The 14,859-nt window shown below is 59.1% G+C and carries 19 protein-coding genes and 2 pseudogenes; 2 read left to right on the forward strand and 19 right to left on the reverse strand.

Going from position 1 to position 14,859, the window contains the following annotated elements; translation table 11 throughout:
• Window positions 1–3: 3 nt before the first annotated feature.
• Window positions 4–339, forward strand: coding sequence for a hypothetical protein (locus tag EAG14_RS10190; protein WP_240456988.1), 336 nt, complete (start codon window positions 4–6; stop codon window positions 337–339).
• A gap of 22 nt (window positions 340–361) precedes the next feature.
• On the opposite strand, the pseudogene EAG14_RS10195 reads toward EAG14_RS10190, so the two are convergent.
• The 5 genes and pseudogenes from EAG14_RS10195 to EAG14_RS23755 all read right to left on the reverse strand — a co-directional run.
• Window positions 362–895 (reverse strand): annotated as a pseudogene (locus EAG14_RS10195) (transposase); the annotation flags it as partial.
• 119 nt (window positions 896–1,014) lie between these two features.
• Window positions 1,015–2,256 carry a tetratricopeptide repeat protein gene (locus EAG14_RS10200; protein WP_121728768.1) on the reverse strand — a complete coding sequence of 414 codons (1,242 nt, stop codon included), beginning with the start codon at window positions 2,254–2,256 and terminating at the stop codon, window positions 1,015–1,017.
• Between the two features lie 67 nt (window positions 2,257–2,323).
• Window positions 2,324–3,169 (reverse strand): sigma-70 family RNA polymerase sigma factor, encoded by an 846-nt coding sequence (locus EAG14_RS10205; protein ID WP_240456989.1) that lies wholly within the window; start codon window positions 3,167–3,169, stop codon window positions 2,324–2,326.
• A gap of 24 nt (window positions 3,170–3,193) precedes the next feature.
• A pseudogene (gene fliP, locus EAG14_RS23750) lies at window positions 3,194–3,966 on the reverse strand (flagellar type III secretion system pore protein FliP).
• Window positions 3,963–4,295: a flagellar biosynthetic protein FliO gene (locus EAG14_RS23755; RefSeq protein ID WP_371414418.1), complete on the reverse strand. Its 333-nt coding sequence runs from the start codon at window positions 4,293–4,295 to the stop codon at window positions 3,963–3,965. Before EAG14_RS23755 ends, fliP begins: the two are co-directional and overlap by 4 nt.
• Here EAG14_RS23755 and EAG14_RS23310 point away from each other — a divergent pair.
• Window positions 4,258–4,398, forward strand: a complete 141-nt coding sequence (locus EAG14_RS23310; RefSeq protein WP_240456992.1) for a hypothetical protein — start codon at window positions 4,258–4,260, stop codon at window positions 4,396–4,398. The two genes, EAG14_RS23755 and EAG14_RS23310, sit on opposite strands and share 38 nt — an antisense overlap.
• On the opposite strand, the gene EAG14_RS10220 is transcribed toward EAG14_RS23310, so the two are convergent.
• The 14 genes from EAG14_RS10220 to EAG14_RS10285 form a co-directional block, all read right to left on the reverse strand.
• The gene (locus tag EAG14_RS10220) at window positions 4,370–4,687 is read right to left on the reverse strand and encodes a FliM/FliN family flagellar motor switch protein (RefSeq protein WP_240456993.1); all 318 of its coding nucleotides are present in this window, start codon (window positions 4,685–4,687) and stop codon (window positions 4,370–4,372) included. The genes EAG14_RS23310 and EAG14_RS10220 overlap by 29 nt on opposite strands.
• A 144-nt stretch (window positions 4,688–4,831) precedes the next feature.
• A complete protein-coding gene (locus EAG14_RS22755) occupies window positions 4,832–5,251 on the reverse strand; it encodes a FliM/FliN family flagellar motor switch protein (protein WP_162995954.1) in 420 nt (139 codons plus the stop codon).
• 492 nt (window positions 5,252–5,743) lie between these two features.
• A complete protein-coding gene (locus EAG14_RS10230; RefSeq protein ID WP_121728772.1) occupies window positions 5,744–6,919 on the reverse strand; it encodes a flagellar hook protein FlgE in 1,176 nt (391 codons plus the stop codon).
• 29 nt (window positions 6,920–6,948) lie between these two features.
• Entirely contained in the window at window positions 6,949–7,347 is a 399-nt protein-coding gene (locus EAG14_RS10235) for a flagellar hook assembly protein FlgD (protein ID WP_121728773.1), read from the reverse strand.
• Window positions 7,344–8,507, reverse strand: a complete 1,164-nt coding sequence (locus EAG14_RS22760; protein ID WP_162995955.1) for a hypothetical protein — start codon at window positions 8,505–8,507, stop codon at window positions 7,344–7,346. The genes EAG14_RS10235 and EAG14_RS22760 overlap by 4 nt, the downstream gene beginning before the upstream one ends.
• The gene (locus tag EAG14_RS10245) at window positions 8,504–9,019 is read right to left on the reverse strand and encodes a hypothetical protein (RefSeq protein ID WP_121728775.1); all 516 of its coding nucleotides are present in this window, start codon (window positions 9,017–9,019) and stop codon (window positions 8,504–8,506) included. The genes EAG14_RS22760 and EAG14_RS10245 overlap by 4 nt, the downstream gene beginning before the upstream one ends.
• Window positions 9,019–10,503, reverse strand: a complete 1,485-nt coding sequence (locus tag EAG14_RS10250) for a FliI/YscN family ATPase (protein WP_121728776.1) — start codon at window positions 10,501–10,503, stop codon at window positions 9,019–9,021. The genes EAG14_RS10245 and EAG14_RS10250 overlap by 1 nt, the downstream gene beginning before the upstream one ends.
• Window positions 10,490–10,729 (reverse strand): FliH/SctL family protein, encoded by a 240-nt coding sequence (locus EAG14_RS23760; RefSeq protein ID WP_121728777.1) that lies wholly within the window; start codon window positions 10,727–10,729, stop codon window positions 10,490–10,492. Before EAG14_RS23760 ends, EAG14_RS10250 begins: the two co-directional genes overlap by 14 nt.
• Entirely contained in the window at window positions 10,684–11,418 is a 735-nt protein-coding gene (locus EAG14_RS10260) for a FliH/SctL family protein (protein WP_121728778.1), read from the reverse strand. Before EAG14_RS10260 ends, EAG14_RS23760 begins: the two co-directional genes overlap by 46 nt.
• Complete coding sequence (locus EAG14_RS10265) at window positions 11,415–12,134, reverse strand: hypothetical protein (RefSeq protein WP_121728779.1); 720 nt, start codon at window positions 12,132–12,134, stop codon at window positions 11,415–11,417. The genes EAG14_RS10260 and EAG14_RS10265 overlap by 4 nt, the downstream gene beginning before the upstream one ends.
• Entirely contained in the window at window positions 12,131–13,636 is a 1,506-nt protein-coding gene (gene fliF, locus EAG14_RS10270) for a flagellar basal-body MS-ring/collar protein FliF (protein WP_240456995.1), read from the reverse strand. The genes EAG14_RS10265 and fliF overlap by 4 nt, the downstream gene beginning before the upstream one ends.
• Before the next feature lie 45 nt (window positions 13,637–13,681).
• Complete coding sequence (fliE, locus tag EAG14_RS10275) at window positions 13,682–14,005, reverse strand: flagellar hook-basal body complex protein FliE (RefSeq protein ID WP_205603509.1); 324 nt, start codon at window positions 14,003–14,005, stop codon at window positions 13,682–13,684.
• An 8-nt stretch (window positions 14,006–14,013) separates the two neighbouring features.
• Window positions 14,014–14,427, reverse strand: a complete 414-nt coding sequence (flgC, locus tag EAG14_RS10280; protein WP_121728781.1) for a flagellar basal body rod protein FlgC — start codon at window positions 14,425–14,427, stop codon at window positions 14,014–14,016.
• A 20-nt stretch (window positions 14,428–14,447) separates the two neighbouring features.
• Complete coding sequence (locus EAG14_RS10285) at window positions 14,448–14,843, reverse strand: flagellar basal body protein (protein ID WP_121728782.1); 396 nt, start codon at window positions 14,841–14,843, stop codon at window positions 14,448–14,450.
• Window positions 14,844–14,859: the final 16 nt, after the last annotated feature.

Raw genomic sequence — 14,859 nt, forward strand, 5'->3', positions numbered from 1 at the left:
ATGATGACTGCAAATCGTTACAACTCAAATCCATTTCTAAGACTGCTCGACTGCTTTGTTCTCGACGCTATCAATATGCTTGATAATAATCAGCTTGAGATATTAAATCGACTTGAACCAGGACTATCAAAGACCTACGATATGCAGGGCACTTGGCGAGAAATTGTGGCTGCGCAAATGAATTTCGCTGACACCGTACCCGCTCGAATTCGTGAGTTCTGGGAGGGTTATAAAGGCGCTGCTCAACAACAAGGCGTGCCTGCAGATCCAGACGAATTTGTAGTGAGTTTTGTTGATCAAAACTTTGCTGACATGGTCGCGGACCGTAGCAATAACTAGTCCGTCCTGAACAATTCCGTTCTCAGCAGCAGACAGTTCGGCGGTCAGCGGGTGCAGCGACAAGGGCTGCGATGACCACCCGCATCGACAGCCCGAATCGGGCGCAATAAAGCCGCAGCGCGGCCAGGATCAGGCCCAGGTTGTGCCCAGCCCCGCGCATCACCGCGTGCAGCGCATCGCCCCGCGCGCCCTTGAGCGGGTTGCGCCCCAACCGCCCGTCCATCTTCATGTGCCCGATAGCCGGCTCAATGGCGCTTCTTCGCTTGATCATGGCCTTTAGGGTCTTGGTGATGCCCCGCTTTTGCCCTGACATCAGAATGCGCACGCCCTCAACCTTCACGCCACGGTAGCCCTTGTCCACGATGGCCGTGGCCGGCGGCTTGTCCGTGCCGGTGAGGATGCCCACTTGCTCCAGTGTCTCGGCCAGCGTGTGGCCGTCATACGGATTGCCCGGCATGCTCCTCATGCCCACCACCAGGCCTTCCCTGAGAGTAGTGGCGATGCTGATCCTGATCTTCACGCCAAACTCATACGGTGTACCACAACCGCCCGGTGAACATTGCCTCGTTGTCGGTGCGCACCGCGTCGGGCGCGCCATGTTCAGCGCAATTCACAGCATACAAGACCGCCTGCACCCACACCTGCGGCCTTGGCAGGCAAAAGCACACAGCTTGCCTACTGAGGCTGCTGTGCTTTCGCTGCCATGGACTCCAGAACGCCTTCCCACAAGCTGCCGGTGCCCACGGGGGCTGGCTGGCTGCCCAGCAGCTTGCGGGCCAGGGCTTCGAAACGCTCTGGAGTGGAGGCCTCACCTTGTAAAAGTGCTTGCGCAAAACGGGCGGTCAAGCTGGCTGGGTCTAGCCGCAGGGCCAGCTTGGCGTGCTCTTGTGCTTGTGCGGTTTGTTGCTGCAGTGCGAGCACCACGGCCAGGCCCCCGTGGCTGTCTGCAAAGTTGCGGTCTAGCGCCAGAGCGGTCTCAAAGGTGGATTGCGCTGCAGGCAGTTGATGCTGCACCAGCTGGGCCCAACCCAGGCCATGCCATGTGCCGATGTGACCTGGCATGGCTTTGATGGCGTTATCAAAATGCTGGCAGGCCGTGGCGGGGTCACCCGCCAGCAAATCCGCAAAGGCCAGTGCAGACCATGCACGGCCATCTCCTGGTTGCAACCGCAATGCTTCTACGGCCAAGGCTTGTGCTTTGGGTGCATTGCGCTCCCCAAGGGCCAGGGATGCCAGTGTGACGAGGGCCTCCAGGGGCTTGTCGCCTTCCTGAGCATGCTCCAGTGCTTGCGTTGCCCATTGCTGTGCGAGGCCAAACTGTTCATGGTCTAGCGCAGCGAGGCTTGCCACACCTGCCATGGCGGGGTGCAGTTGCTGGGCTTGGGCAAGCTGGTGTGCCCATTGCACGGCATGCTCCAAATCTCCCGCATAGTGGAGTGCACGCAGCCAGAGTTTGCCCAACGAGAGGAAGGCTGTGCTTTGAAGCAGCTCGGGGTCTTGCTGCAAGGCTTCCAAATCCATGCGGTGTTCCAGCAGCGCAGTGCAGTCTGGGTACCGCCCTTGCTGGAATGCAATGAACGCTGTGTTGTGCAGCAGCGTGTCGGCCAACGCGGCGGGAGGATTCGGGATGGTTTGCAGGCGTTGTAGCACCTGTAAGGCGGGATCGTAAGCCCCTTGGGCCAACCAAAAATCGCACTCGCGCAGAGCCCACGGCAACGAGTTGGACTCCAAGGCCAAGGCGTGCCGCAGATGGAACTGCGCCCTCTCCCACTGCTGGCACTGCAGCGCGGTGGCAAAAGCCTCTTGTAGTAGCGATGGGTTGTTAGGGTCGTCGCGCAGGTAGGTTTCGAGGCGGTCCAGGCGAGCCTGGGTGCTGGCCATAGCGTTGGCAACCGCAGTTTCAAAGTTTGGATTCATGGTGTGTTGTCACTGGCAGGGCCAGGCAAAGTTGGGCGCGGTGAGGGTGTGGCGGACAGGGGATGCGCTACAAGAACACATCACATGGGGGGCCTTGGGCCAGGGCTTTTCTTAAATTGAGCAGCGCCTGCCGGTGGATTTGCGACACCCGGCCACGGGTTACGCCCAGGATGTGGCTGATTTCCTCGAAGGAAACATCTTGCTGGTAGTGGTAGCGAATGACTCGCCGCTCAGACGCATTGAGTTTAAGAATGGCTGCGCGCAGCAGGTCTTGCAGGCGCTGGGTCTCGGTTTTCTTGAAGTAGCCAACCTCGGGGGGCGGAGCGCTGTCTGCAACGTCTCCCTCGGGGCTTTCGATCATGCGGGTGCCTTCCAGCAAGATGCCCAGAGCCAGGCCGATGCCTACCTCGGCCATGTAGGCCAACAGGGCTTTTCCGGCGTCTGCTCGGGACGGTTCGCCACCTTTGCTTTGCTGTGGGCTAGGCGCGGTGTCTTGCTGGGCAGCCTCTTTCAGGGCATCCAGGCGGTCTTTTCTGAGGCGTTGCTGGGCTGCGATTTGCTGGTTTTTTTCGGTCTGCTTCTCTAGCCCGTTGAGGATGGCACCCCGTATGCGGTGGGCGGCAAAGGTTCTGAACTGCACGCCCTGCTCAGGGTCGTAACGGTCCACCGACTCGACCAGGCCGAGACAGGCTAGCTGCATGTAGTCCGCAAACTCCACCTCGTCATGAAACCGGCCCTTGTAGATGACCGCAGCCAGAGTTCTGGCATAGGGCATATACAGCTCGATCAATTGCGCACGGGCAGCCTCATACCCAACGCTGCGCAAGCGTTGCCATAAATGGCCTTCCGCACTCTCGACCTGTATTGCTTCGTCGAAAGGCTGGGCGTCATCGGGGTGAGCCATGGTTTGCATGCGCGGCTGTGCGGGCTATAGCCTTCAGTGGAAGCTGCCCACCAGTGCTTTGAGCAGCAGGCTCCACCCGTCGATCAAGATGAACATGAGAATCTTGATGGGCAGTGCAATGGTGGTGGGCGGCATCATCATCATCCCCAGGGTCATGAGCACACTGGAGACGATCAGGTCGATCAGCAGGAACGGCAGGAAGACGACGAAGCCGATCTGAAAAGCGGCACGTAGCTCAGACAGCATGAAGGCCGGAATGAGCTGCACGTTGCTGATGTCGTCCATTGACTCGGGTTGCTTGGCTTTGGAGAGTTCGACCATCAGCGCCAGGTCTTGCTCTCGGGTTTGGCGCACCATGAACTCTCTGAGGGGGGCGATGCCTTTGGTGTAGCCAGCTTCCATTCCGATCTTGCCGCTCATGAAGGGCTGAAATGCCTCGCGATTCACCCGGTCGATGACGGGTGACATGGTGAACAGCGTCAAAAAAGCGCCAACCCGATCAGGACGGTGTTGGGCGGTGTCTCATTCATTCCGATGGCATGGCGCAGCATGGACAGCACGATGATGATGCGCAGGAACGCCGTGACGCATACCAGCAAGGCGGGCAGGATGGCCAGCACGGTCAGACCCAGCACAATGCGCAAGGCCTGCGAGGTCTCAGTACCGACTGCAGACGCCAACGGACCGGCACCCTGCGCTTGGACCGTGCCGGTGAGGCAGAGCAGCCCGGCCAGGCTAAGCCACATGGCTCCGCGCTTGGCGGCAGAGCTGTTGAAGCCTTGTCGTATGGTTTGGAGACGCTTCATCGGATGCCGTCCTTCCCGGCATGACCGGCATCAGTCCCCTGCCCCGCCTCAGCGCTGGCCTCAGCGCCGATAGCGATCTCACTCAGCACTTGAATGGAGTGGCTGCTGCACCCGACCAGCAGGCGGCGCCCTTGCCACTCGACCTCATGCAGTGAGTGAGTAGGCGTTAGCCGGGTGCTGCCACGGACCTGAGGAGCTTGCGCTGTACGCATTTGCAAGCGGCTAAACCAATGCCCGCCTTTGGAGGCCAGGCTAGAGGTTGCAGACGCGCCGCGCAATTTGGACCAAACCATGGCGACAATGAAAATGAGCAATACGACCGCCCCCATCCACGCCAGTTCGGAACTGGGGCTGGAAGGGACGGCTTCGGGCTCTCGCCGTACCGGTATGGTTTCAGGCAAGCTCATGGTGTTCCTGGAGCGCCCACGGTGAGCGACACGGGCAGCTCGGTAATGCGCACTGCAAAATGATCGCCCACGGCGACCAACTGGCCACGGGCAACGACATGGCCTTCCAAGACCAGATCGACGGGCTGATGCACTGTGCGATCCAGTTGCAAAACCTGCTGCTCTTTTGCACCCAGCAGCTCACCCACGGTGAGGGTTGCGGAACCCACGCACACCTGCAATGTGGTTCGCACTTGGTGGAGGGGGTTCACGCCAGCAGCGACTACGGGGGCGCTGGTCAGGGATGCCGCGGCATCCGACGAATCGGAGTGCATTTCAGACAAGGCGATGGGGTGCACCAGCCCGGCACTGGCTGCGCCAGCAACTGATGGCGGAATGTTTTGGCCTAGGCCGCTACCCGTGGAAGAAACTGAAGACATTGGAATTTGGCTATGGCATGGCGGACAAGGCCGCCGGGTTTATGGGAGGGGATGCAGCTCAACGGCCATGTTTCCATTGACCTGCCCAAGCCACGCGCTGCAGAGCAAGGTGGGAGCCACGGGCTCGGGCCCCACTGCATCGCTGGGCGTGAGGTAGAGCTGTGCAGGCGCGTCGAGCGAGTGGGTAAGCGAAACAACATCGCCCACCGAAAGCGACTGCAGTTGACCGAGACTCAGCGTGACAGGCGCGAGCTCTGCAGTCACGCGAACCGTTCGGTTCTGCAACGCCTGTGGCAGCGACACCAAAAGGCCGCCGGGGCGCAAAGCCCCCGCACTGGCTGGAGAAGCCTTGTAGCCCGTTTGCGCGAGCAGGTAGTCCACCTCTTGTGCGTTGAGTTGCAAAGTCCAGTCGGACTCACCCATCGAAAAAACAACCTCGACAGCACCAGACCATGGCATGGGCGCCGAAGGTGTCTGAACACCCGCAACGGCATTGCCAGCGCCAGCTTGGCCAGTAGCGTGGCACAAGCGCTCTATCCACGCGGCCCAAGCTTGCTCAACCAGTCCGTTGGCGATGGAGTGGCGAGAGCCGGGTCGAACCCCGCCCATATCTGCTGCTGTGGGTGATTCACCCAGAACCAATGGTCGCAGCAATGCGTGGGGTAGATCAGGAGCTGTATCCAGCTTTGACGATGCGCTGGCCGTGTCGTCGCGCACGGCTACACCTTGGTCGTCTTTGCCCATTGGTGGGGTGCAGCACCACTCGCTCCACCATTCTGCATAGAGGTTGCTGAGAACCCGCTGCAAGTGGGCGTGTTCTGAGGCCATCCTCACACGCAATGGCTGCGCCATTTGGCAAGATGCCTCTGGCGACAGCAAAGCTGTAGTTCTGTCTGGCAATACTGCGCTCGCACCCGACAGGTGCTGCAGTGTGTTCTCTGCTGTCACAGCTTATCGGCTCTTCATGGAGAAGAGTTCTTGCAGCATCTCGTTGGCGGTCGAGATCACTTGCGAGCTGGCTTGGTAGCCACGCTGCATGATGACCAAATCGCTGAACTCCTGCGACAGGTCTACGTTCGAGATTTCGATATAGCCGGAGCGCACCGAGCCAAAGTCTGTACCGGCAACGCCGGTGTGCCACGCACTTCCGTCCAGAACCTCAAACTGGTTGCTTCCGAGGGCACCGACGGCCTCTGGGGTATCAAACCGGCCCAGCGACAGGCGAACACCTTTTTCTGTCTGACCGTTGGCGTATGTCAGAACCAGAGTGCCTGTGGCATCGAATGCGGCAGAGCTCAAACCCGCAGGCGCAAAGCCGTCTTGTGAGGCAAAGGCAAGGGTGGACAGCGTGCCCGATGCAAAGGAGGTCACATCGGTGCTGAAGTCAAGGGTGAGTGCCTGCGCTGCCTGGCCTGCAGGGGTGTAGGTGAACGAGAGCTTCTCCGTCGCAGCCGTTGCCTTGCCGTTCTGAAAAATCAGCTGCTTGGTTCCGACAACCGTTGTCCCGTCCATGAGGTCAACCTGCCAACTGCCAGCAGTTGTCGTGTTGGTATTGGTGAACTTGAGACTGAGGGTGTGTTCGCCACCAGCACTGTCAATGACACGCACATTGTTGATGGTCTGGTCTGTGCCGGTGCTGGACAGGTTGCCGGTGAACTTGATCGCGGTGGTGGGCTTACCGGCGTTCGTGCGACGGTTGGCAATACTGATCTCGGTCAGCTTGCCGTCTGCGCCCACGCCCATCACCTTCTCGCCGGTGCCTTGGTTGACCAAGATGCCGTCGCTGTTGAACTGGAACTGTCCGGCGCGGGTGTAGGTGATTTTTCCATCCTCGCCTCTGAGCGTGAACAGCCCTTGTCCGTCGATGGCCAGATCAAGGCCGTTGCCCGTTTGGCGCAGCTCGCCGGGCTTGAAGGACATCATGGTGCCAGTCGTGCTGACTCCGTAGCCCAATTGCCCGAACTGCCGCCCGGAATAGCTTCCGTTGGAATAAAACGCGTCGGCAAACCGCAGCGACGAACCTTTGAAACCCGGTGTGTTCAGATTCGTCGTGTTGTTGGCAATCACGCGCAGCCCCCTCGAGAAGCTGGAGAGGCCTGTCATGCCAACGTAGATGGATTCAATCATGGTGTTCTCAGATATTCAAAAAATGGCTTTCAGCGCACAGCGGTAATCTGGCTCAAGCTGATGTCTTGCAACGTCGCACCAGACGACGTGCGCAGAGTGATAAGAGGCGAGTCTCCAGAAAGGGACAAGGACACCACCGTGCCGGTCAGCACACCACCATTGGAGGTGATGTCTACTGTGCGGCCAATAAGGCCGACCGACTGCAATGCCGCTTGGTTGCTGATCAAGGTAGAAATCTTGTCATTGAGTTGCTGTGTTTGCTCCAAGCTTGTGAATTGCGCCATCTGGGCCATGAACTCCTGGTTGTCCATGGGTTTCATCGGATCCTGGTAGGTCAATTGCGTCAAAAGGATCTTCAGAAAGTCCTCTTGATTCATGCCATTTGCCCGCAGGCTGGTGGAGGCTGCACCAATGCTGTCAATGCTCATAACGTTTCCTTGGGAGACTGTGTCTGAATGAAGTCGCTGAATGCCGCTGGCGCCATGCTGCGCGCCACGATGTCATTAAAGTTGGTAAAGGGGCCCGCGCCATCGGCAGACGCTTGAGCGTCGAAGACGACACTTCCGTTACACACCACTCGGCTGAGTTTGAGACCCTGGTCTTTGAGCGAGCGATGCAACGCCCCCACGATGGTGGAGGCCTGTAACTGCACTTGCTGCGCGGTGCCATCGGCTCCGATCCATAGACTCAAGCCTTCCACCGTCCATTGGCTGTGCAACCGGGTGGCTGGGCTGCGCTCTGACTGCAGAGGCGCAGATGCACCAGGTCGTTTCGCTTGAGCCTCTGGCTGTAGTTCATCCAACGCACTGTCGGCAGGCACTTCACCGAAAGCCTGAGTCAACGCGGGCGGCGTACCCGCCTGAGTGGTGCGAACGGTCTGCAGTCCTGGCGGCATGGAGGGCTGGGATGCAGAACCAAGCGCAAAGGCGGAGCGAGCAGACTCGACACCGCGCTCTTGGGCTGCAGCCACTTGAGCCTCAGGCCGCCCTATGACGGTGATCGGTAGAGGTGTCGCTTGATATGCACCAGCCTGGCCCACTCCCTGCCATCCAGCGTCTGGGTGCGGAGCTGTTTGAGTCGCTTGCGTTGGCCCCTGCGAAACTTGCGCAAACTCCACAGAATGCGCTGTACCACCAGAAGCCGTGGCATCTGATGCTGAGCCCTCCTCTGGTTTCAAAGCTCGATCGGCAGTGATAGACAGCCCAGAGCCATTTTGACCCATCTGTCTGGTCAATTTGGCGGTCTCCGGACCAGCACTCTGGTTCGGTTGTTCAACATGGGCCGATAGCTCCTTTTTTTCTGGAGCAAAGGTGGGCTTGCTCTGCACAAAGGGACGTGGCGCAGCCTGAGCCCTGGACCGCGGTGGCACGGATTCCTGTTTGGCAGAGCCCGGCTCGAAGGGAAGGAACCAGCCCGTCACTTGTGCCCGCTCCATCTCACGAAGCCACGCTTGACCGCGAGACTTCTGATCTTCGGAGGTGGCTGATGTGCTCTCTTTGGGCGAACTCAAGCGCTGAGGCATTTCCATGCTGCGCTTGAAGGCCGTCGCCACAGAGAGATCTGGAGTGAAATTACCGATGGTGCTCATGCGGCCGCCTTCTCGGCAGGGTTCACTGGCTGGTCGGGTGTCCTGTGGTAGGCGCGACCCATCCAGTCACGATCTGCCTCCGCCGCTGCAAGGCGCATCGCCTGGGCGGCATAGCTGGCTTGCTCTTGCTCACGATGGTCGTGAAGGCCATCCAGCTTGAGCTGCTGCGTTACGCACTGCGCCTGCGCCTGATTTCTCTCTTGGAGTAACACTTGGATCTCCGTGTCCTTTTCGCTTATTTGCTTGCGTAGGTGCGCGATGTAGGCCATGCCTTGCTTGTGCACTTCGGGGCTGGGCCTTGTATGCATCAAGTCCTGCAAGCTCTTGGCCTGGAATTCAAGTTGTTCCTGCAGTGCTTCAAGCATCTCTCTTGCAGTTACCAGCTCACGATTGCGCTGTGCCAACTGGTTCTGCAGGCGTTCATACAGCCACTCTTGCTTGCGCAAATAGGGCGCGAGCGCGTAGTTAAATCCACGCATATCAGCCTGAGAGTTGACGGTTTGGCGCGGCATCACATGCGCCCCTTTACTGTCGCAGTTCCCTGCCCTGCCAGAGAGAAACTTACCTTCTTGGGGGGCGAGGCGGGGCTAGCCGCAGGCACTGCAGGCACATGCATCGCAGCCGGCGCAAGGCTTGGTCGGTCTGGCCACAGCACCGCACGCAGATCTTTCATGGCACTGTCCCGCTCCACGCCTCCGTCTGCCTGGCGCAGCCACTGCTGCAGTGCTGGTGCGACTCGAAGCGCTCTGTCCAAATCCGGGTTGGTTCCTTTTTCGTACGCACCAATGTCTACCAACTGGCGATTGCGGTCCAGGAGCGCCAGGCATTTGACTGCGTCGGTGATGAGCTCCCGCTCGTCTTTGGTTGTCAGATCTGGCAGTAAACGACTTGCGCTGCGCAGCACATCTAGGGCTGGATACTGCCCCTCGTGCGCCAGATGCCTGGACAGTACCAGGTGACCGTCCAAAATGGAGCGCAGACTGTCCGCCACGGGCTCGTTCATGTCATCGCCTTCCACCAATACGGTGAGCAAAGCAGTGATGGATCCACCAGAGGGCGCTGTGCCGCAGCGCTCACACAACTGCGGCAGCTCTGCAAAAACGGAAGGTGTGTAGCCCCGTGCAGTAGGCGGCTCACCCGCCGCCAAACCGACTTCACGCCGAGCCATGGCCAGGCGTGTGATGGAGTCCATGGTCAGCAGGACTTGCTTGCCCTGATCGCGGAAGTACTCTGCGATCGTCACCGCAGCATGGGCAGCGCGGATCCGGGCCAAAGCAGGTTGGTCGGAGGTGGCCACCACCACGACAGAGCGCTTGAGTCCCTCTTCTCCCAGTTGCTTCTCGATGAACTCTTTGACCTCACGTCCACGCTCACCAATCAAGGCAATGACGTTGACATCCACTTTGACATGCCGTGCAATCATGGCAAGCAAGGTGCTCTTGCCCACACCACTCCCCGCAAATATCCCGACCCTCTGCCCAAGCCCAAGCGTCAACAGGCCGTCCAGACTGCGCACACCGGTTTGCAGTACTTTCTGTATTCGAGGCCGTTGCATGGGGTTCAACGGTGGCGCGTGGAGGGGACGTTTCAGCACGGTGACAGGGTCAGGCCGCTGGTCCATCGCGTGACCGAACCCATCGATGACCCGACCCAGCAAGGCAGGCCCAACACCCAGCGTGGACTGACGCCCCTGGGCAACGACTTGCGCACCTGCAGAAATTCCCTGCATGCTTCCATACGTCATGAGGGTGATGGCTTCGCCGCGAAGCCCGACCACCTCGGCGAGCACACCGCTGTCGTCCGCGACCTCTGAGCTGACCGTGCCGCTCTTGCCTGCTGCTTTGGGCAATACCCGGCACAGCTCTCCGACGGCCGCATCTGGTCCACGTGACTCAATGGCCATGCCTTGAACTTGCAGCACCCAGCCCAAACGCCGTGTGAGTTCTACACCTGCCAAGGCACGGCCATATGCCTGCACTACTTCAGTGTGGCGCATGGTCTTGGTCTCGTCTCAATCCTGCCGCAGTGCCCTGCGTATGGCGAGCAGCGCGTGTGCGAACAATGGCTTGTTTCAATGCCTGCAGCTGAACCTCCAGGCGTCCATCCAGTGCCCCTTCCGAAGACTGCAAAACGCATCCTCCAGCACCGATGGCTGGGTCTCCCACCAGCTGAGGCGTTACCCCCCTAGGTTTTGCGCATTTGCACAGACGTGCGTCAGCCACTGCTCGTCAGACTGCACCATTGCCAAGTCATCTGGATGGAGGTGAATGCGCAGCGCACTTCGACCCTGCCAGCCCTGCAGAACTTTACCAACAAGGGCTGCGAGTCCCTCACGCGTCACTGCCTGATCACCCAACACCTTGCACATCAACTCGAAGGCGATGGCGACGATGTCATCTTCGCAGTCCGCCATTCGCGCGTGCAGCTGAGTTTGGACTGAGCGAATCAGCTTCGCATAGGCTTCACGTTGCTGCTCTAACTGCGCTTGCAGGCGTCGATGAGACTCCATCGCCGTCTGCTCAGCTTGCGCGATGGCCTCACGAACACGCTCTTCAAGCATCAGCTTAGCCATCTGTGCTGCCTTGAGTTCAATCTCGCGCTGTGCCTTGTCTTGCGCAGAGCGAAGAGCCTCTTGATAACCCGCAAGGCGTCCCTCCTCGTAACGCTGCTCGGCAAGCGCCGATTGCGTACTGGCTGTCAAGGAGCTGCTATCCAGGGTTGCGACAGCATCAGATCCGCCGGCGGCCACTGCTCCTGACACCAGCGCATTCGCAGCGGGAGTCGTTTGCCCATCCAAGGGTCTGGGTCGTGAAGTGTGCGGGGTCGAGTGAGCCGTCTTGGCGGGCCTGCGAAGACCTCGGCTTTCAGCCTGCACTGCAGCATCACGCAAGATAAGGGCAGATTTTTTCATGCCGAGTCCTTGCGCTGAACCACCGGGTTGCGGTCAAAGACCTTTTTCAGGGTCAGCCACAAACGATGCACTGGACTTTTGTCCGACGCGACAGGCAGCGCATTCGCTTGGGAGTAGACCCCGTAGAAATGCTCCGATTTACGCTCGCCTGTGTCTGATAGTCCCAGCACAGTGGCGTCGGCCAATCGCTCACGCGAAGCGCTCAACATGGCGCGAACCAGCGCGCCAGGACGAGAAACGCCCAAACCATGCACCGCATCCTCAACCCGACGTCTTTGCGCCGTTGGCAGACACTCCAACAGGTTGGAACGCCACGGCCACAGGTGCGCAGACAGCGCCAAAGCGACCAGCTTTGCCGGTTCTGCGCTCCACAGTTTGGCCAAGCACTGAACGCCATGTGTGTTCAACGCGGACAAAAACTCGGTGTCATCAGCATCGGGGGATGCGTGGCTGACAACTGCGTTCTCAACAGAGGAAGCCGTTTTGAATGCGCGCAGCGTTGAGGGCGCACCCAGCAGAGATTGCGTGTTGAGATCAGCGCCCTCCAGCAAGCCCAATGCATCCAGTTCTGCGACGAGTCCTCTCAACTGCGTACTTTGCTCTTCTGGCAACTGCATCAGCAGCCAGTCTTTGTCGTCGGGCGCCAATGTGTGCAGCAGCAGCGCCGCTTGTCGCGCGCCGTCTGTGCCACTGTCAACGAGTTGCGCGAAATTCATAGCGCGCGTGCCCCATTGTGGTTGGCAGAAGACTCCGTGGTTGCTGCCGCGCGGTCAGCGTTCTTCATCCACTCCTGGACTCGGCGCAACGCTTCTTGCCGATCAGCGGGATTCAGGGATGCGACGGATTTAGAGCGGCCCTTGCCGCGCAATAGCCAGACAAGTGCCAGAGTTCCCAATACGGCCGCCAAGAGGATTTTGATACCCCATACAGCATCGAAACCGCCACGCGAGGCAGGGTGCGTCACTTCAGCTAGCGCAGTCGACGCGCCCATGGCATCAGCTGTGTCCTGCGCATCGAGCTGTGGTGAGCCAGACGTTGTTCCTGAAGGCAACGAATGCAAAGCGGTCAACGATTGCACGACGACCGTGTCCCCGCGTTCGGGAATGACGCCCACAGCAGCGGCAAGTAACCGCTTTACCTTGTCCTCTTGTGAGGCGTCCAAAGGTTGACGGACAACAGCAACCAACTGAATGCGGCGAACAGAACCCGCTTGGCTCGTTACCTGTTCCACCCGGCGCCCCACTTGATAGTCCACTTCCCGCTGGGTGCTACCAGAACTGGATCCGGCCGATGAACGCGCGGCATCCAGAGGTGGGACACCAGAGTCTCGTACCGACTCCCGCTCTTTCACGATCACCCCACGACTCTCCGATGATCTGGAGGGCGCCGGGATGACGTCTTCAGTGGTCACGCGCACCTGGTCCATGCTGAGCACGACGTCCACGCTTGCCAAGGCTTGGCCAGGGCCAAACGCTTTGTCCAGCACCGCACTGGCTTTGCGTGCCAATTGCGCCTCTGTCTCTTTTTTCAGCTCAAGGCGACCTGCTCCAGCAGAGGCCACGGAGGGGTCACTGCTCTCCTCGTGCATCCGACTCAAGGTGACGCCCTGGCGGTCCACCACGGTAACGTCGGTGGCCGTCATCCCAGGGGTCGCAGCGGCGACCAAACGTTGGATACCAATCACCTGTTCAGGCCGCAAGGCCTGCCCCTCGCGCAAGCTGAGCGTGATGGCGGCTTTTGGACGGCTCGTGGCTTGCTTGAACAGCCCTTGCTCCGGCAATGCAAGGTGGACACGGGCCTCGCGAATCTCCGACAAAGAGAGAATTGTTCTGGTCAGTTCGCCTTGCAGAGCGCGTTGGTAATTGATCTTTTGGGCGAACTCCGTCATCCCAAAATCTGTGTTGTTAAACAACTCAAAACCGACCGCCCCTTGCAAGGGGAGCTCTTTGCCCATCAGCTTGATACGCGTCGCATGCACCTGCGATTTGTCCACAAGAATGGACGCACTGGATTCATCCACGCGGTAAGGGACTTTGAGCTTCTCCAGCTCACCGACCATGGCTGACAGATCCTGCTGTTTCAGATCCGCAAAGAGAACCTGGTAGTCCCCTCGCATCAGCCACCATCCACCTGCAGCAGTCATTAACACAATGCCGATCAGGCCTGCGATCAGTCCAGCACGTGCTGACTGACCCAGCCTCTCCCAAAATTCAATCATTATTTTTCTCTCAGTTCTGGTACCAAAGGACGGCTATCTATGCGCCTACAACTGCATTTTCATAACGTCCTGATATGCCTCGAGCAATCTGCTGCGGACCTGCATCATCAGTTGAAAGGAAAGCTTGCTTTCTTCCAGTCGAATCATGATTTGGTGAAGGTTCTGCACGTTCCCTACTGCCAACTGTTGCAAATCCGTTTGGCTCGCCAGCAGCTGCTGGTTTACCTGCTGCAGGCCCTGCGTCACCAAATCGGAAAACCCGGGACCCTGCGCTTTGAGATCACCGACCTGAGCACTGCTCAAACTGGGCAATCCCATCGACGGCTCGATCGCCGAGGGTGAGCTGATAGCGGCCAGAGCGGCACTCATCTCCGCGCTCATTGTCCGCCCCCGATTTCAAGTGTTTTTAAAGCCAGGCTGCGGGAAGTGTTCATGGCCGCCAAGTTGGCTTCATAGGAGCGCATGGCACTCATCAGCGTCATCATCTCCGCAGCGGAGTCCACCGCAGCGTAGGCCACAAAACCGCGCGCATTGGCCAGAGGGTGACCTGGTTCGTAAACCATCCGCGGTGGCTGCTGTGAGGACTCAATCGTGACCGTAGGGGTTGCAAGTCCTTGATCAATGGCTGCACCAAAAGCCGATTGGGCGATCACCCGCATGGGGCGATACAAAGTGCCGTCTACGGTGCCCACCGTATTTGCGTTGGCAAGGTTGAGTGCAGCGACTTCCACTCTTGTACGCTCTACGGTCATTCCCGCAGAGCTAATGGCAAAGGCTTGTGTGTAGTTCATAAGTTGGTCACAGAGCGCAATCAGCGCTTCCCTTCGGAAACGGCGGACGCAAGAATCCCCATGTGCTTTGAGAGTCCCTTGAGTAAGGCTTGGTAGTGAACGGCGTTCTGGGCCATTTGAGCCACTTCTGAGTCCAGTTGCACTGCCTGCGGCAATCCTGTGGCTCCCGAAACAGCAGGTTCAATCACAGCGCCTTCCTGTGCCCAGGACATAACGCTCGTTTGATCAAGGCGGCTTCCCTCACTCAGCTGCCTTCGCGCCTCATCCATGTGCGCAGAAAATTTGACCCGCATCGGCACAAATCCCTCTGCACCTGCATTGGCGATGTTGTGGGCAATGGCTTGATGTCTGAGCGTCGCGGCATCCAGAGCCAGAGACAAGCTGGCTTGCGTTATCGATTCAATGGCGGCAGTCACGGTTTCGGTCTTTCGT

It is taken from the genome of Acidovorax sp. 1608163 (genome assembly GCF_003669015.1).
GTDB lineage: Bacteria > Pseudomonadota > Gammaproteobacteria > Burkholderiales > Burkholderiaceae_C > Acidovorax.